The organism is Methanosarcina vacuolata Z-761, from assembly GCF_000969905.1.
GTDB lineage: Archaea > Halobacteriota > Methanosarcinia > Methanosarcinales > Methanosarcinaceae > Methanosarcina > Methanosarcina vacuolata.
Map to the genome: position 1 here is coordinate 1,897,349 of NZ_CP009520.1, position 17,617 is coordinate 1,914,965.

Annotated in this window: 11 protein-coding genes and 2 pseudogenes; 6 read left to right on the forward strand and 7 right to left on the reverse strand. The window is 38.8% G+C overall.

All coding sequences use genetic code 11. From position 1 onward, the window contains the following. Positions 1-20: 20 nt before the first annotated feature. The 5 genes and pseudogenes from MSVAZ_RS07950 to MSVAZ_RS19455 form a co-directional block, all read right to left on the reverse strand. On the reverse strand, positions 21-1,250 hold the full coding sequence (locus tag MSVAZ_RS07950) for an acyltransferase family protein (protein ID WP_048120001.1): 1,230 nt from the start codon (positions 1,248-1,250) through the stop codon (positions 21-23). Positions 1,251-1,882: 632 nt separating this feature from the next. After that, a complete protein-coding gene (locus tag MSVAZ_RS07955; RefSeq protein ID WP_048120003.1) occupies positions 1,883-2,179 on the reverse strand; it encodes a hypothetical protein in 297 nt (98 codons plus the stop codon). Between the two features lie 329 nt (positions 2,180-2,508). Beyond that, a complete protein-coding gene (locus MSVAZ_RS07960) occupies positions 2,509-4,170 on the reverse strand; it encodes an IS1634 family transposase (protein ID WP_048120006.1) in 1,662 nt (553 codons plus the stop codon). Positions 4,171-4,429: 259 nt separating this feature from the next. Next, positions 4,430-4,842: pseudogene (locus tag MSVAZ_RS19450) on the reverse strand (transposase); the annotation flags it as partial. Positions 4,843-5,072: 230 nt separating this feature from the next. Next, a pseudogene (locus tag MSVAZ_RS19455) lies at positions 5,073-5,294 on the reverse strand (IS5/IS1182 family transposase); the annotation flags it as partial. Between the two features lie 227 nt (positions 5,295-5,521). On the opposite strand from MSVAZ_RS19455, the gene MSVAZ_RS07965 reads away from it, so the two are divergent. From MSVAZ_RS07965 to MSVAZ_RS07990, 6 genes are all read left to right on the forward strand, one after another. Then, positions 5,522-6,244 (forward strand): YoaK family protein, encoded by a 723-nt coding sequence (locus MSVAZ_RS07965; RefSeq protein WP_048120008.1) that lies wholly within the window; start codon positions 5,522-5,524, stop codon positions 6,242-6,244. 313 nt (positions 6,245-6,557) lie between these two features. Next, entirely contained in the window at positions 6,558-7,349 is a 792-nt protein-coding gene (locus MSVAZ_RS07970; protein ID WP_048120010.1) for a 23S rRNA (uridine(2552)-2'-O)-methyltransferase, read from the forward strand. 175 nt (positions 7,350-7,524) lie between these two features. Then, the gene (locus tag MSVAZ_RS07975; protein ID WP_048120012.1) at positions 7,525-8,172 is read left to right on the forward strand and encodes a histidinol phosphate phosphatase domain-containing protein; all 648 of its coding nucleotides are present in this window, start codon (positions 7,525-7,527) and stop codon (positions 8,170-8,172) included. A gap of 945 nt (positions 8,173-9,117) precedes the next feature. Next, positions 9,118-9,459 carry a hypothetical protein gene (locus tag MSVAZ_RS07980; protein ID WP_048120014.1) on the forward strand — a complete coding sequence of 114 codons (342 nt, stop codon included), beginning with the start codon at positions 9,118-9,120 and terminating at the stop codon, positions 9,457-9,459. 371 nt (positions 9,460-9,830) lie between these two features. Next, positions 9,831-12,518, forward strand: a complete 2,688-nt coding sequence (locus MSVAZ_RS07985) for a phosphoenolpyruvate synthase (RefSeq protein WP_048120016.1) — start codon at positions 9,831-9,833, stop codon at positions 12,516-12,518. Between the two features lie 825 nt (positions 12,519-13,343). Continuing rightward, a complete protein-coding gene (locus MSVAZ_RS07990) occupies positions 13,344-15,182 on the forward strand; it encodes a cation:proton antiporter domain-containing protein (RefSeq protein ID WP_048120018.1) in 1,839 nt (612 codons plus the stop codon). A 258-nt stretch (positions 15,183-15,440) separates the two neighbouring features. On the opposite strand, the gene cofC is transcribed toward MSVAZ_RS07990, so the two are convergent. Further along, positions 15,441-16,067 carry a 2-phospho-L-lactate guanylyltransferase gene (gene cofC, locus MSVAZ_RS07995; RefSeq protein WP_048120020.1) on the reverse strand — a complete coding sequence of 209 codons (627 nt, stop codon included), beginning with the start codon at positions 16,065-16,067 and terminating at the stop codon, positions 15,441-15,443. Positions 16,068-16,475: 408 nt separating this feature from the next. After that, on the reverse strand, positions 16,476-17,603 hold the full coding sequence (gene cofH, locus MSVAZ_RS08000) for a 5-amino-6-(D-ribitylamino)uracil--L-tyrosine 4-hydroxyphenyl transferase CofH (RefSeq protein ID WP_048123804.1): 1,128 nt from the start codon (positions 17,601-17,603) through the stop codon (positions 16,476-16,478). Positions 17,604-17,617: the final 14 nt, after the last annotated feature.

Sequence of the window (17,617 nt, forward strand, 5' to 3'; positions counted from 1 at the left end):
CCCGTACACGACTTTAAAAATTATTTAAATAGTTTGTTATATATTCCGAAAATCGTGCTTGAGATATGTTTTTGCTTTGTGTTCCCGGAGATGCTGGATATGAAAGGATCGATCACCCGGTTATAAAAGGTCTTTGATAGTTCTACGCCTGTCGTGTCGACGTACTTGTAAAACAGATAACTCAAGGGTATTATTAATAGCACAGACAAGAAACACGAAATAAAAGCAGCCATCCAGTATGGTAATATAGGGTGCAGTGCGAGGAATAGCGCGCAGGTGAAACTGCTTATTATCAGGAAATGTATCAAGTACAGCGAGTAGGATATTTTGCCGAGAAACACTGGCACTGGAGAAGAAAAGACTTGTTGCAGCCGTCGGCTGTTCAATAGAACATACATTATCATTCCGGCGCCCAGAATATGATACGTCAACTTTGGAATTTCAAAGAGGCCGTTATTGAGAAAACCGTACAATGAATCATTTGTCACGGTGCCTACAGGATACGAGCCTAGAAACAGTCCTGAAAACAGTATAATATATAATATTATTTTGTTATCGGTTTTAAAAATAGACTTTTTACTGTTAAATGTGTCTGCAAGCCCCATTCCTATTATAAAAGCAAAATAGTAGGAATTGAAGAAAAACACAGATGCAGCAAGGTAGAATGTCCATCGGTTACGTTTCATCCCGAACAGTATGGTCATTGCGAAAACAAGCATAGACCCATAAAATTCTGTGGTCATTGTCCATAAAACCGGGTTATAGGTGTCATCACCTGTAAAAAACGATCCCCACACCGCCTGCTTAACTGCATCGACAATGTCTGGCGTAAAAGTCCAGTAGTTGTCGTAGTTATTATTTCCGGAAACCGTTACGGTTTCAATATAGTAATGGAATACTCCAGTTGATGCCAGTAATAAAGATAATATTGTTACTGCTAGCACCGGAACAAACAACCGGATATATCGGCGAACTGCGCCACTTACAATTATTTTTTTGTCTTTAGTTCTAAAGTATTTTTGAGTTAATACGTAGCCACTGAGAACAAAGAAGATACAGACCGAAAAATTTCCGGCACCAATTAATCCCAGTGGTGTACTCGAGAAAATCTGTTCAAGATTCCCCAGATGTGAAGGCATTCGATCACTATAAATCATCGCCGGGACTAATATGATGAAGAAATGCATTATCATCACATTAATCGCAGCTATACCACGCAGCCCATCAAGATAGTTTATCTTCTCGTTCATACTTATTGCTCAAAGAGAATTTTATTCAAACAGAACCCATGAATTTCCATAACAAAACCGTATTTAATGACCGCATTTAATAAATGAAACTCAGCTCCAGCTTAATCGCGTAAGACCCTTAATTATTTTTTGATAAATCTCTCTCAAATAACGAGAACTGCAGATAAAATAAGTCTTTCCATTTGTTCCAGTTCCTTTTTTAATGGGTCTGTCTTTTGAATCTGAAGGGATTTTGGAAATAAGTATTGATGCTTAATATTGATGTTCAACACTAAATTCCAGATCAAGGCTTCGGATTGGAAAAATCCTTTTATTTGCTTTATGTTTTCGGCTCTTCGCTATTACGTATGGATAAGATGATTTTCAACTCAAGACCGCATCGGTTTTCATAAGAATATTATGAGGATATCCACACAAAACAACGAAGAGCCATTTTCTAGCGTAAAAAGAGTCTACTGAACATACAAAGTAAAGAGGATAATACTGGGAATCACTTATCATAGGAAATGTTTTCCCATATTGAACAAAAATTTTGAAAACAAAATAAAAATTCAAAAACTTAAATAAAAATTCCGAAATGGATTCCTTCGAATCCAAACACTCTTTGTCTATTTTATTAAATATCGTAAACTTCAATCTTTCAGGATGGTACTTGTATCATCACAGTTAGCTATGAACACTCCATTGTCTAGGATGCCGCCTGGAACATTAATTATTCTGTCCTCTATCCAGATTCTGTAATTCTCAGAAATTAAACATCCTACCTCTTTTTGGAATATTGAAGAGTGTTTGAAGTAGTTCAATTTTACAGTATCTGGGGTTTCCTCATATAGTCCACATTCTTTAAACTTTTTATTTATATAGACGTCGAATGTACCATCATCGTGGAGAATAAAATGGGTTGTCTTATTGGTGTATTTTCTGGGCATAGGGATCACATTTTTAATACGTTAAGTTACATGAATTCATTTTTCCACTTAATTAAATGGATTTTGCTTTGAGTTCTTTCTATTTCATATCTATAATATTTTTGCATTGGCCATTGGTTAAGGATTCATGTCCGTCTCCTGTTACTCTTTTTTAACTCAATTCTTTCATTTTTTATTCAAACGATTCATCTCTAAATCTTTCTCTATTTACATGCGGATCTAATGCTTGACTTTCATACTTTGCTTTCAAAGATGACTGATTTTACGTTATCCTGCGGCTTTATCTGTGTATGCCTAATAAAAGAATAATCCTACCAATAACGATTCTATTACGATGGCAGATATTTCTCCAGATTCAGAAAAGAAAATAACGATGCTTGTTTAGTGTCCATTTCTTCCACAATAATTTTGCTTTTTTTGGATTCTTTTTCCTGAACTACTGCAATCTTAATTTCAGACAGTTTTTCAATCAGTTGTTTCATAGAAAACCCATATATCTTTGCTTCCCAGGCCAAATATCTGTAGAAAAGCAGGCCAATCATAGCCAAAAATACATGAACCCTTATATTTTCATCCTTGTGGTGATAAACTGGTCCTACAGGGACAAGTAAATGGTCGTTCAACAGCTTAAAATCGTCTTCAACAAGATTTTTACTGTTATATGTTTTCACTATCTTTTTAGTATGCCACTCCTGCTTATCCGTAAACAGAATATTCTTACCAAACGTTTTTTCACACCTTTTTTCGTTTTCCTCATCAACCCAGAACTTCAACTGAGGTTTTTTCTTACCTTCAGGAGCTGCAATTATTTCGTATTTTATGACAGTCCTGAATTTTTTCAGAATAATTTCTGAAACTTCATTTTCGACACTGCTTCTGTTTCTCTCTTTTCCTTTACTGCTTTCTAATCTTCTCTGCAGGTCTTGGAGTTGATCAATTATTTTTGATTTGTTTGTTTCATAAGTGCTTTTTTGAAGTTTGTAAGTCCCTTCATTATAGGTAATTACGGTTGTGAATTCTGTTCCGTAGAACTGATGTTTTGTCCGGCACCCAAAAATCTCGCTACCTTTTGTGTTTTTATACAAGTAATTATACCTTGAAAGTGGAACATCAAGGAGTTCCTCAGCCTGATTTGCTTTTGCGGCTCCTACAAAACTCATTTTTGAGATTACCTTTTCAATGTTATCCTTAGAGTTGTTACCTTTATCGAAAACAAGAACAAGATCTTCAGAACAGATATTTAATTCAGTCAGTCGATTTATGATTTTGTCTACAATGCCCGAAAATTCTTCCGAATCAGGAACATTTCCAGGATAAGTTTCGTGAATAAAGGGTATATTGTTTTCATTTACAGCCAGTGATACACAAATTTGATTTTTGTCTTTACGATGCTTTTTGTTATATCCTTTATGAAGCAGTTCACTTTTTTCATCATAATTAGTGGCAAAGGTAAACCAGTTTGATTCATCAACAAACATTATTGATGGAGTTAACCCCTTCTCAACAAGAACCCGACAAAGGTCGTCTTCAATCTTTTTCATCGTATCTGAATCAATGTAACTCATTTGGTTCAGGAAATTCTGGCAATTTAGTTTGTGAGGAAACTTCCACATGAAAGATATTGGGGATTTTTTGAACCAGTCTTCGATCCCGTTTTCACTTAAAATGCCGTGACTTTTCCCAATTATATCGAGTAAAAGGTATTCTCCAACACTCAATCCATCTATTAATTTTTTGTCAGTATGCTTGTTTACTATGTCAATGAATCCAAGTTCTTCATTTACATGAAGGAGTGCGGCAAGCTTGCCGTACTCAAAAGACTTAAGTTTATCATAAGGCATCGATTCACATTGTTTTTTCATTTCAAGTATTTTTTCTGCACTACCCAGATAAATCTGAAAAACAGTCTTTACCTTTCCGTTAACCCTGGCAGCTTCTACAATGTACCAGTAAGGTTTGCCTTTGATAAGTTTCTTTCTCAAAAATACCATACTCTTTAATTAGGATCAACATTTATAAATACTTTTCCAATTAAATCGTTAGTATTAGACCTTTTAAAGTGAATTTAGTAGTTAGGATCAACAAATTAAAGAGAAATGAAAAGGCATCTGATAGTGGTTTTGAGGAGAAATCCAAGCAAAAATCGCACTTCTTTGAAAGTAAAGTCATATACACCCATTATCATTTCAAAAATTCTTTGAATTCCACATATATGCAGAATTACTGTCAATAAATCTGATGCATTCTCTGCAAATATGGATCCATATTCTTCCGGATTCTTGAAACAAAATATTCTCCATTTTCTTCAACCCTTGCAAACATTTGAGTTTTGTAAAAACCAAGATCAACAAGCAGAACACGATCTTTGATCCAGGGACCTATTTTTAATGTTTTGATCTCAGCTGTTTTTCAGAATACAGGGCAACTGTTTTAGGTATGTTAGCAACTGCGCTTACCATAACTCTCACTTTTATGCCTGCAGCTATTGTTCTTGCTCTTGCTGCTGGAAACTTATCTGCTAAAGAAGAGTGGAGACGAACAATTGTACTGTCCTGAATGATAACATCCTGGAAGGTTTCGAGTTTTTTACTAAGTTTTCTTCCAGAATCTTTTGCAAGCTTCTCTATGCCGTGAATAACACACTGACGAAGAAACTCAACAAGTTATGGAGTGATACGCCAGAACTCAGAGTTAAAACCCAAAAGGTGATGATAGGGTCAATTTTACGTTCACGTACATGAGAACAGCTTCTTTGGCAGTTTGCCTTAAACTCTTCGGGAAACATTTTCCGAAGAGAGTCTTCAAGAGGATGGGAAACGAGGAGACATAGATACAGAGGTGATAATATTATTATAAAAGCATGTACAGGAAATGGAATTTAATGCTTAACCGATGACGCATGGATGTTTATCAGGTAACCCCTAAAATCAGATTTTTAGAAGAAGTCTTGGATGATAGGCAGGGCAACCTTTTTCAGAGTAAGTGGATTCAATTGCGTTAATATCAACAACATCAGAAAGATCATTTACTACTCTGGAAATGTGGCCTTCAGGGATAAAATCTTCCAGATTAAGTGGAGTAGAAATTGCTGCTTTTGATCGTACTTTTTGAACACAGGAAAGACTGAATTTATTTTTTCTTAAAAAGTATACTTTTATATATATATCTAAGGAAAATAAATATTGTGATTTTTGTAATCCAAATGTACAACTAAGAGTAATTTTGAGACAGCCCGTAATAATCATTTTTAAAAATTGATTGTGTTTTATAAAAAGGTTTAAATATTACTATGAGTAAGGCTCATTACTATTAAATAGAGTTCTTTGAATTCGAATGATAAAGATGTTAAAATTGAAAAACGAAAGAAAAGAAAGAAAAATAAGTTTATGTAATTTCACTTCTGAGTCGGTGGAGCTTGGGATACTTCTTGCAATTGTAGGGGGATTTCTTGATGCTTATACATTCGTTGGAAGAGGCGGGGTTTTCGCCAATGCCCAGACTGGAAATGTCGTGCTTATGGGCATAGAAGCTGCAACAGGAGAATGGGGGCAGGCAGTGCTTCATGCTGTACCTATTCTGGCATTCATGGTCGGAGTAGTAGTTGCCGAGATGATTAAAAATCCTTCAATGCGCCTGTTTATAACAGATTCCGAAAAAGCAGTTTTAATTCTTGAAACTGTAGTCCTTTTTATCGTAGGCTTTATACCTTACACAAGCCCAAATATCATTGTAACAGTTGCTGTTTCGTTTGTTTCTTCGGTTCAGATATCTTCATTTCGCAAACTCATTGGTTCTACATATAGTACAACAATGGTTACAGGAAATTTACGTTCAGCTACACAGGAAGCGTATATTGCTTTCACGAAAAAAGACAATGAATCGGCTCGTAGAACCGTTCGATATTCTACAATTAACCTTTCGTTTCTAGCAGGAGCTATTTTAGGAGGGTTGCTTACATCATTTATTGGTGTTAAAGCCATATGGATACCTGTTATTGTGCTGATATGCTCTGTACTTTTATTCAGTAACGAGCGTAAGGATCAGAAGGCTAACATTGAAATCTAAGACTCAGTGAATTAGTAATAGTAGATTGGTGAACCACTGAAAACAAATCCTGAAATTCATGACAGTGAAACAGATAGAGCAGTAAAGGCTATAGCAGTAACAGATAGAGCAGTAACAGATAGAGTAATGAGTCACTTACAATATATGTAGTGGTTCTTGACAAAGATTAGTGAATTCGTGACAAAAATCAGTAATTGACAAAGATTAGTGAATTCGTGACAAAGATTAGTAAATTCGTGACAAAAATCAGTAAATTACTGACAAAAAAGCTTTTGCGTAATCTATATCAGCTTTCAGTGCAGGGAAGGTAGCAATGGCAAGAGATAGAAGAGATTATTATTATCACCAGGCAAAAGAGGAAGGATACCGGTCCAGGGCTTCCTTCAAGCTCAAGCAGATTAACGAAAGACACCATATTATCAATCGGGGAGACTCGGTTGTTGATCTGGGTGCAGCCCCAGGCGGATGGCTCCAGGTTGCAAAGGAACTGTCTGGAGGGAAGGTCCTTGGTGTGGATCTTCAGAGAATTGTGCCTATTGAAGGCGTCGAGACCATTCAGGGCAATATAAATGCAGAATCAACCATACAGAAGATTATTAAGACTGTAGGGGCAAAAGGAGCTGATGTGGTACTTTGTGACGCAGCCCCTAACCTGTCCGGAAACTGGTCTTATGACCATGCAAGGTCAATCGAGCTTGCAACTTCAGCTCTGGAATGCGCAAAAAAAATTCTCAAGCCCAAAGGGAATTTCGTTGTGAAGGTTTTCCAGGGAGATATGTTTAACGATTACATGCAGAAGGTAAGGGATAATTTTGTCCGGACAATGGCTTATTCTCCGAAAGCCTCGCGGTCCCAGAGTGCTGAAATCTACGTTATCGGAAAGAAATTCCTTACAGCTCCACTCCGCAAAGGAAACAAATTCGTTGTGGATATCGAAAAGCTGGGCTCAAGTGGAGACGGGGCTGTGCTCATTGAAGGGTTTGTTGTCTTCGTAAAGGAAGTTGAGGTCGGAGAAAAAGTCAGGATCAAAATAACAGATGTAAAGCCCAACTTCGCTTTTGCCGATGTCGCAGAGAGGCTTGGAAAAACCGAAACGCCTGAGTAATTTTATTAGACATATCAGTTAACACAAGCTATATAATTTAGCAAGAACCTATATATTTAAGTAGTTAAATACCCAGCTTAACTATTAAATATATTGGTTAATTGAATTAGCAGTTAGTAAAATTAATAAGAGTCTACCCCGATTTTAAAAAACACTTTCAAACACGGTGATCCGGTTGATTGATCTTCACACTCACACAATTTTCAGTGACGGGGAACTGATCCCCAGCGAACTTGTCAGACGGGCGGTTATTCACGGCTATGAGGCTATTGCACTTACCGACCATGCTGATTACACTAATCTTGAACAGCTTATCGAAGCGGGACAGAAAGCAAAATACCTTGAAAGTGAATGGGATATCCGCGTTCTAACCGGGGTTGAACTGACACATGTGCCGCCACGGAAAATAGCCCCTCTTGCAAAAAAAGCAAAAGAGCTAGGTGCAGAAATTGTGGTCGTGCACGGGGAGACCACCTCCGAGCCAGTTGCCCCCGGAACAAACGCAGCATCTGTTGCCTGTGAATATGTGGACATCCTGGCTCACCCGGGCCTGATCTCCGAGGAAGATGTCGAGACCGCTAAAGAGAACAATGTCTGCCTTGAGATTACAGCCAGGAACGGGCACAATCGGACAAACGGCCATGTCGCCAGGCTTGCTCTTGAGATTGGTGCAACGCTTCTTGTAAATACCGACACACATGCCCCTGAAGACCTTATCACTGATGAAATTGCCCTGAAGATCGCAATGGGGGCAGGGCTTACTGAGGCAAGGGCAAGAGAAGCGTTAAAAGCATCCGCAAAAAAGGTAGCAGATATTGTTTAAACTGTAGTTTCATACTTTTTTTCAATTTCTTCCTTTCAATTTCTTCCTTTCAATTTTTTCCTTTCAATTTTTTCCTTTCAATTTTTTCCTTTCAATTTTTTCCTTAATTTCTTCCGTGTTTTTTCTTAATTTTCTCATTTTGAATTTATTTATAGTTCGTTTTCGTCTTTCTTTCAGTTTATCCCTTGTTTCTACTATTTCCTTGTTTCCTCAGCTTATCCAGTTTTTATTATATTGAGCGCATCTCAAAACTTGATTTAATTTTCGGTATTGCTGCTGATATTACAACTCCAAAGCATGATTTTTCCAGTACACTGCTTGTCCTTAGTAATCAATTTATAATTAAGTCAATTAAAGTGTTAATTGTTAGAGACTTTGGTAATACAGCTTATATTGATGTTTAGAGATTGTTATATTGATGTTTAGGGGTTGTAAAGTTTGGAATTCAGTCGTATGTAAAATTTAACGATTGGAGTCCAAAATCCAGAGCTCAATTAGTTGCTTACAAGAGATCTAAAAAAGTAATTTCGAGTTTTGGGATCAGCTTATTAAATAAGAAAAATAATTGTTAAATCCGCGCTAGATATTTTAAACAAGAAATAAATTGAACAGAAAAATATTAAAGAAAGAAATGAATATTGGCAAATATAAAAAGGTTTTTTATTGTTTGTGGCATTTTCTTTTCGAAAAGTAAATGCTATATGAAATATGTAGCGTACTTTATAGTAAAACTCTCGGTCTTCTATTTAGCTGAATTTTCAATATTTTAGGAGGAGGTTTCACCTCAAAGGATCTAACTGTTTATATTATGTAAAATGTTAGATCTGGATTTGCAGTAAACTTCCAAACCCCCAGAATTGGATTACTGGTATTGAAAATTCAGGACTTACAGATACAATCCCTTGAGATTGAGAGTTAAAGTTCGAGAATATCTGAGGTACTATAATGAAAAAAATGAGTTTTTTAGTGATCGGCTTGCTACTTATGTCAATAGTAGCCATGTCAGGATGTGCTGATAACAAGACATCTGACAATACTGCCCCTGCAGAAGAGAATGCAGACAATATGTCAGCTAATACTACTATGCCTCCAGGAGAAGACGCAGGCCAGATGCCAGTTGACAACGCTACCATGCCCCCTGAAGGTGCTCCAGGTAACATGTCCGGTAATGGGTCCATGCCTCAAGGTGCTCCAGGTAACATGTCCGGTAACGGTTCCATGCCTCAAGGCGCCCCAGGTAACATGTCAATGCCTCCTCAGGCAGGAAATGCAAGCAATATGTCATAATTTAACCAGTTGGAACATAGCTTTCAAACTGGTCAAACAAGGCTGAGGGTAATTGGTTAGATAACAACTTTACTACCTTTGCCTTAACCTTTTTTATTACTTTTAAACTCATACCTTCAATTCATCCTGCCCGACTTCAACTCAACAAGGATATTTTCCTACAACCGTATTGATGTAATCTGTTTCTTGCGGTATATTGATTTGATCTCTTTTGCGGTGTCAACGTTACATCTTTTGACGCAAAATGGAGTAGTGGGAGAATACTCATTTTGCAGGATTGATCAATAACTCAAGGATAAGACCCGCATAGTCCTATATTATAAAAGCGTATAATATAAAAATCAAGATTTCATTTTTCGAGGTGTATTAGCATGAACGTTTATGTAATGCACTTTAATGAAGTCGACAGGACAAATTTGCCTGAAGTCGGGGGAAAAGGTGCTAATCTGGGAGAAATGGTCAAAGCAGGATTTCCTGTTCCGCCGGGTTTTTGCATTACAACGTCGGCTTACTGTGATTTTATTGCAGCAAGCAATGAGATGGACAAATTTTTTGATTTGCTTGACCAGTTGAAACTGGATCAACCGGACGAAATTAGCAGGCTGGGAAAACTGATAAGGGACCATTTATTAACCATCCCCATATCCCAAACAATCAAATTCTCTATCCTTGATGCATGGAAAATAGTGGGTGAAGAAAAGGCTTATGCCGTTCGGTCCAGCGCCACAGCCGAAGATTTGCCGACTGCCTCTTTTGCCGGCCAGCAGGAAACCTATTTGAACGTAAAAGGGATGAATCAACTCCTTCAGGCTGTGCGGGAATGCTGGAGTTCTCTATTTGCCGACAGGGCAATTATCTACCGAATTAAACATGGATTTGGCCACCGTTCTGTCTATTTATCCATAGTGGTGCAGCAAATGATATTTCCGGAGGTTTCCGGGCTTATGTTTACCGTGGACCCTGTCACCGGGCACAGGAATACTATTTCCATTGATGCCAGCTTCGGGTTGGGTGAAGCTCTTGTCTCAGGAATTGTTTCAGCCGACTCTTATCAGGTCCGCGAGAACCAGATTGTCAAAAAGCAAATCGCAGAAAAGAAGAAAGCTGTTTATCCGGTCACAGAAGGAGGAACAGTAACCAGAGAACTTGCTCCTGAACTCCAGAACAAGCAGGCTCTATCCGATGATAAAATTCTGGAACTGGCCCAACTTGGGCAAAGGATAGAAAAACACTACTGCTCAGAGCAGGACATCGAGTGGTGTCTGGCAGGGAATAAGTTCTATATCTTACAGAGCCGTCCTATCACTACTCTTTATCCGATTCCTAAAGTACATGACAATAAACTTCACGTATTTTTGTCTATTGCTCACCTGCAAATGATGACAGATGCCATGAAACCTATGGGGATTTCTGTTTTTTGGGAGATATTTCCCTTTGGAAAAAACTCCGTACCCTTTTCCAATTCAATGATTGTGGAAGCGGGAGGAAGGCTTTTTTATGACGTTACCCCTCTTTTGTACAGTAAAGCTCTTCGGCGGTATTTTATCTGGAGAATTGCTATTGTAGACGAACTAATGAGAGATGCCCTGGAAAAAATAGTATCAAGCGAGATATTTCAACAAGAAGCAAAAGCAAACAAAGATACGACGAGACAGGTTTTTAAATTATTCAAACCGATTCTTCCGCTCTATTTAAAGGGTATCCCGATTATTGTTAACAATTTATTTTTCCTCGATCCCTCCGGCATCATTGAGCGAGCTACAGCTCCACCGGAAGAGATAATCAATAAGCATAGGCACAGCATTATGCAGGCCTCAGGGATAGAGCGAATTAAAAGAGTTCAGGAAAGTATGGGCAAGTTGCTACAGGAACTGATTGGCAGCATGATGTACGTACCGTTACCATTCATTGTCCTGCCCATTGCCAGCCGGTTGACCAGACTATGGCTGGATGAGAACCTTGATGTTGATACGCTGAATAAATCCCTGCCTGGTAACGTGACAGGTGAGATGGGGTTAATGATTGGGGATCTGGCCGATACCGCACGAAAATATCCTGAAGTGGTAGATTTTCTGGAAAAATCGGAAGACAGCACTTTCTATCAGGACACTTTCTATCAGGGACTTAGTAAAGTAAAGGGCGGAGATATATTCGGGACCGAACTGGAAAGGTTCATGGAACTGTATGGCATGCGCTGCCCGGGTGAAATCGATATTTCAAACGTTCGATGGTGGGAAGCCCCTACCCTTCTTGTTCCGTCCATTATAAACCATATTAAAAGCAATGCTCCGGGTGAGCACCGAAACCGGTTCAGACAGGGCAGAAAAGAAGCGCAGGAAGTCGTACAAAAACTTATGGAAAGTATTAGCAACACCCCTGCCGGAAGCCTCAAAGCAAGACTAATGTCCAGGCTTCTTTCCATTTACCGAAATTCCACAGGCTTGCGTGAGTTTCCCAAGTATGTTATTGTTCGATTTTTTGATATCTATCGACAGGCTATCCTGGCAGAGGCCCTGGCTTTACATCAGAGAGGAATTTTGGAAAAAGAAGAGGATGTATTTTATTTATATCTCGATGAACTGGTTGCATTGCTAGAAAATCATTTTAGTGAGGACCTGACGCGGTTTATAGACTCCCGTAAAAAAGCCTGCGAGCAGTACCAGAAAATGACCCCTCCCAGGGTTATGACCAGCGAAGGAGAAGTTATTACAGGTGTTAGGATCGATATTGAGGCTCCAATAGGGGCTTTAATCGGGACTCCTGTTTCCGCCGGGGTTGCGGAAGGGTACGTAAAGGTTATCCTCAGACCCGAAGCCGCAAAGCTGAAAAAAGGGGATATTTTAGTAGCGCCTTTTACCGATCCTGGCTGGACTCCACTGTTTTATTCCGTTGAAGCCCTGGTGGTCGAGGTTGGGGGTATGATGACACATGGTTCAGTAATTGCGCGAGAGTATGGTATTCCTGCGGTTGTCGGTATCGAAAATGCAACCAAAATCTTAAAAGACGGCCAGTACGTCCGCGTTGATGGTACCAGGGGTTTTGTACAGGTCCTTAAGTGAAATGAATCTTAATCAGGCACTTCAAAAAGGGCAGGATAATTACCTTCAAAAAGGGCAGGATAATTCTATTTTTTAAGGCAGGAAGTTCTTCATCTAATTTTATACCATAAGGTGTTTTCACCTTAGAAGGTAGAAAGCTGGTCGATTGATAAAACATAAACTTCTATAAGGTTAGCTCTTTCAAGGTTAGCTCTCAAGGTTAACTCCTTCAAAGTGTTTCCACCAGATGGGTGGAACAGGTCATGACTGTTTTAGAGTAGAGGTAATCTCAGACTCTTCTGTTTTCTGAATTACTAACGAGCTGGACGAAAATTACTAAAAAGCTGGAAGAAAATTACAAAAGAGCTGGAAGAAAATTACAAAAGAGCTGGAAGAAAATTACAAAAGAGCTGGAAGAAAATTACAAAAGAGCTGGAAGAAAATTACAAAAGAGCTGGAAGAAAATCAGTATTAAGACCGGCAATTTCAATACTCATTGATATATATGAAGACTGGATTACTGGAAAAATGTATATACTAATGGAGCCAGTAATGGATCAATAATCAAAAAAAATACTAAGGGGTACAGAGCAAATTATACAGAAAAAATAAGCATATTGCTGAAAAATATCTTCTACTGCTCAGGATTTAACTTTAGTGTTACTCTCAGGAGTTATCATATTTTTTTTGGACCTGAACTCTGGCTGATCACAGGTACGAGATCTTAGGTACGATATCTTAAGATGTATGCCTTGAACTTTTCATAATTCAACAATTCAATTCACATTAAATATTTTAATTAAATATTTTAATCAAAAAGTTCATTTATTAGTAGGGAAGCCCTAAATGATCGAACCTATATTTTTGATGGAAATAATTGTTGCCTTGCTCGTTCTATCCATGCTGGCACAGGTCCTTACCCACTATTTTCAGATACCTTTTATAATCTTTCTTTTTATTGAAGGAATAATAGTAGGACCTGAAGTTCTAAACCTCTTAAACCCGGCTCTTTACTCCGATGTGCTAAGTGCTATCGTTTCGATCTGCGTTTCTGTGATAGTCTTTGACGGAGGATTCCAGATCGACTGGAAGCACATGAGAGGAGTTAAAAAAAGTGTTATTAAATTAAGTACATTAGGAGTTTTTATCACTTTTATCGGGATAACCATACTGACACATCTTCTTATAAATATCCCTATTCCAATTGCTGCTCTTTTTGGAGCTCTTGTTACTGCAACTGGTCCCAGTGTTGTTGGTCCAATAATCAGGAACATAGGGATTTGCCATAGGGTTGCCAAAATCCTGGAATTTGAGAGTGTCTTAAACGATGCTGTAAGTGTAATCCTAACTGCACTGGTTTTTGAAGGGATTACAGCTGAGATTTCCGGAACTGGTGCAGTTATTTTTATGCTGCAAAGAGTTGGGATGGGGTTAATTATAGGGGGCTTATGTGGGTTTATTCTACGCTGGTTTTTTACCAGAGGCATATCCATTGGCAAACAGCCTGCAAGGTTGTTCACTCTTACTTTTATCTTTGCTTGCTATGTATTGTCAGAAACTATAGGCAATGAGTCGGGGATTCTTGCAGTGGCTGTCTTTGGGATCATTATGGGATCTACCGAATTTCCCCAGAAGAAGATGATAGAAGAATTCAATAATAATCTAGCGGTTTTAATGATCTCTCTGATTTTCATCTTGCTTGCAGCAATGCTCAAGTTCTGGTACATCATGGAGATCGGGCTAAAAGGGATTGCCCTGGTCTTGCTTATAGCACTATTTGTCCGTCCTGTGGCTGTATTTATCTCGATGCGGAGTTCAAAAATAAGTACTAAAGAAAAAATGTTCATATCTTTTGTGGGGCCAAGGGGAGTGGTTCCTACTTCGATTGCAACGTATTTTGCAATTAAACTGGATGAAATGGGGATTGCAGGAGGCCAAACTATTGTAGGACTGGTCTTCCTGACCGTTATTATTACTGTTTTCCTGACAGGTAGTATGTCAAAAAAAGTAGCTCAGATACTGGAGATAATTCCTATGGAAATTTTGATTATTGGAGGAGGAAAAATAGGCCGTATCCTTGCCGAAAGGTTTGATAACAGAGGAGAAAATGTGTCAGTTATAGACATCTCGGAAGAGGAATGTAACAAATGCAGGGAATTAGGAATCAGGACTGTTCAGGGTAATGCAGCAGATATAGCTATTCTGAAAAAAGCCGGGATTGAAAATGCCAAATATGTAGTTGTAACTACAAAAAAGGATGATGCAAATCTTCTTTTTTGTCAGATTGCAAAGGCAAAGTTTGGGTTTAAGGGAGAACAATTAATTGTTAGGGTAAATTACGTAGAAAATCTCCAGGCATTCTGGGATCTCGGAATTCGAGCGATGAGCACTACAATGACAACTGCTGCGGTCATGGAAAATATGATTGGCGGTAATGACCTATTTTCGATGTGTGAAATCGGAAATAGGGGCAATATTATGGAAGTTAAGGTTACCAATCCAAAAGTCGTGGGAAAAACTATAAAGGAAATAAATTTTCCAGAAAAAAGCCTCATGGTTATGATACAACGGGGAAGCGAATCGATTATCGCATATAGCAGCTTGAAACTTGAATATAACGATATTGCAACGATTATTGCTGATAAGAGTTCAGGTAAGTATGTTTCTGATATTCTGTTTAAATAAGTTCACGCAAGGTTTTTGATATTCTGTTTAAATAAGTTTAAGCAAGGTTTCAAAATATGGCATTGGTAATCGGTTAAGGAATTTTCTTGCCTGAAAGCTATTGATATTGCATTAGAAGCCGGCCTTAAATTTTGGCCTATTTATATAAAATCGATATCCGATTCCAGCTCGTGATTTATTTAAATATTTGGTAAATGTTGAGGAAATTGACGCAATTTGTCATGATTCCTCACTTAACCAAAGATGCATGGAAAGTTTTTAAAGAGTAATCAATCTTACCCTTCCTCTGCTAACTTCGAGTTTGAACTTTCGGTTAATGTAATCTTTTGCAGGTCCTTTTCCATGTATGAGGAGTTCTACCAGATCTTCAGGTTCATCAATATCCGTACCTGCAAAGAAAGAGTCATATATTTCAAAATTCTGTCCGGAATCGGCTGCAATTGAACAATGAGTCAGAAAACTCGAACCATAGTACCTTACCCTGTAGTTAGAGGGGTTCTTTATATAAAGGGCATTAGTACCTCCACCTTTTCCAGGAACGATGCAAACATCCTTTTTAGTCGAAACAATCTCTATTATGTGCTTAGAAGAAAGAAGCGGAAGATCAGCCATAACAATAATAACCGGCTCCTCAGCCTGTTCAAGGTACCCGTTAAGGGCTTCATTCAGGTCATTTTTGTCCAGAAGCACGTTGGCTTTCGTCATATTCTCAAGCCCGTATATAGAAGGACTGAGAATATCGATTGTTCCAACTCCCGCTTCCTTAAGGGTGTCTATCACCTGATTCAGCATCAGTTCCACAAACTCTTCTCTCTCTTCCCGAGTCAGGACAGGGGACAATCTGGATTTTGCACTGCATTTTTTATAAGGGATTACGGCTTTCATCTTGACTCCTGAAAATCTAAGTTCAGAAATAAATATAAATAAATATTAACTCAATTCACTGAAATTTATATGAAGAAGCGTAAAACCCCCGCGTCCCGGAAAGATAAACTCGTTTTTCTTATGGTTCCGGCTTGCAGCAATTTCAACCGCTCTGACTTAATATTAAATCATAACCACACTGAGAAAGGCGCACAGGAAGAAGTAACTTCACAAAATTCACCCTCTCAGGCAAAACTTAATTTTTCTATATTCTAAATTTACATTCTACACTCTACATTCTAAATTAGTCCGCTTGAGCGAACGAAGTGAGCGAAACGGACAGCTCCCGAGTCTAAACTCGGGAGCTGCAACCTTGCCTGAATGACCTCATGCCGTCCTCCCGAGACGGGACTCGGGAGCTGCAACCTTTCACAAAATAGGAAGGGGATTGACTTTATTAGAAAAATCTCGTTCTATTTTCCGGTATAGAGTATCCCTCTGCACAGGGGTTCTTCCTGCTCCTTTTATCATCCATTCGAACTCGGCAGGAGATACATATTCTCCATTACTGCCTCCCGAGGCTGTGGAGATCTGGTCTTCCATAAGCGTGCCTCCGAGGTCGTTTGCTCCGCACTGTAAGGCTACCTGAGCGAGTTTCTTTCCTAACTTTACCCACGTGGCCTGAATATTGTTAACGTAAGTATGTAAAATTACGCGGGAAATAGCTATGAGCTGAAGGTCTTCAAGCCCTGTGGTCGAGAATTTTCCGGATGCAATCATCTTTTCCCCTACAGGGTTATTGTAAGGCAAAAACGCCATTGGTATAAGTTCCGTAAACCCGCCTGTCTCTTTCTGGATTTCACGGATGATAAAGACATGGTCCAGGCGTTCTTCAAGGGTTTCAACATGTCCGTACATGATAGTGGAATTAGTGGAAATCCCTGCTTTATGTGCTGCAGTTATGGTATCAATCCACTGCTGGGTATTGATTTTTCCAGGGCAGATAATCTTTCTTACCCTGTCGGAAAGGATCTCGGCCGAAGTCCCGGTAAGGGAATCAAGCCCACTTTTTTTAAGTCTTCGCAGGGCTTCTTCAACCGACATGCCTGAGATTCCTGCTGCGTAATTTACTTCCATAGGGGACAGGGCATGAATACACAGGTCAGGGAATTCGGCTTTTACTGATTCTATAATCTCAAGATAGAACTCTACATCAGCTTCCGGGATATATCCACCCTGGATGCATACCTCCACAGCTCCTGCTTTTCTCGCTTCTCCTGCTTTTTCCAGGATTTCTTCAACGCTCAGGATATACCCTTTCTCTGTCCTGTAGGCACAGAACCCGCAGTTTCCCACACATTTATTTGTGATATAGATATTCCTGTTCACTACATAACTAACAGTATCGCCTACCGTACTGGCACGCAGATTATTGGCGAGCTCAAACAGCTCAAAAGGGTTTCCTTCAAGCAGAAGGAGGGCATCCTCTTTAGTACATTTTCCCTGGTATGCCCTTTCAATTACATCTTCTGGAGTTGTCGGTTTTTTCGTGTACATCCGATCATCCTTTT

Bases quoted from the DNA above. Each gene is read 5' to 3' on its own strand.
- MSVAZ_RS07955 (WP_048120003.1), bottom strand. From the start codon at position 2,179: ATGCCCAGAAAATACACCAATAAGACAACCCATTTTATTCTCCACGAT.
- cofC (WP_048120020.1), bottom strand. From the start codon at position 16,067: ATGAAAGCCGTAATCCCTTATAAAAAATGCAGTGCAAAATCCAGATTG.
- cofH (WP_048123804.1), bottom strand. From the start codon at position 17,603: ATGTACACGAAAAAACCGACAACTCCAGAAGATGTAATTGAAAGGGCA.
- MSVAZ_RS07965 (WP_048120008.1), top strand. From the start codon at position 5,522: ATGTTAAAATTGAAAAACGAAAGAAAAGAAAGAAAAATAAGTTTATGT.
- MSVAZ_RS07990 (WP_048120018.1), top strand. From the start codon at position 13,344: ATGATCGAACCTATATTTTTGATGGAAATAATTGTTGCCTTGCTCGTT.
- MSVAZ_RS07970 (WP_048120010.1), top strand. From the start codon at position 6,558: ATGGCAAGAGATAGAAGAGATTATTATTATCACCAGGCAAAAGAGGAA.
- MSVAZ_RS07960 (WP_048120006.1), bottom strand. From the start codon at position 4,170: ATGGTATTTTTGAGAAAGAAACTTATCAAAGGCAAACCTTACTGGTAC.
- MSVAZ_RS07985 (WP_048120016.1), top strand. From the start codon at position 9,831: ATGAACGTTTATGTAATGCACTTTAATGAAGTCGACAGGACAAATTTG.
- MSVAZ_RS07980 (WP_048120014.1), top strand. From the start codon at position 9,118: ATGAAAAAAATGAGTTTTTTAGTGATCGGCTTGCTACTTATGTCAATA.
- MSVAZ_RS07950 (WP_048120001.1), bottom strand. From the start codon at position 1,250: ATGAACGAGAAGATAAACTATCTTGATGGGCTGCGTGGTATAGCTGCG.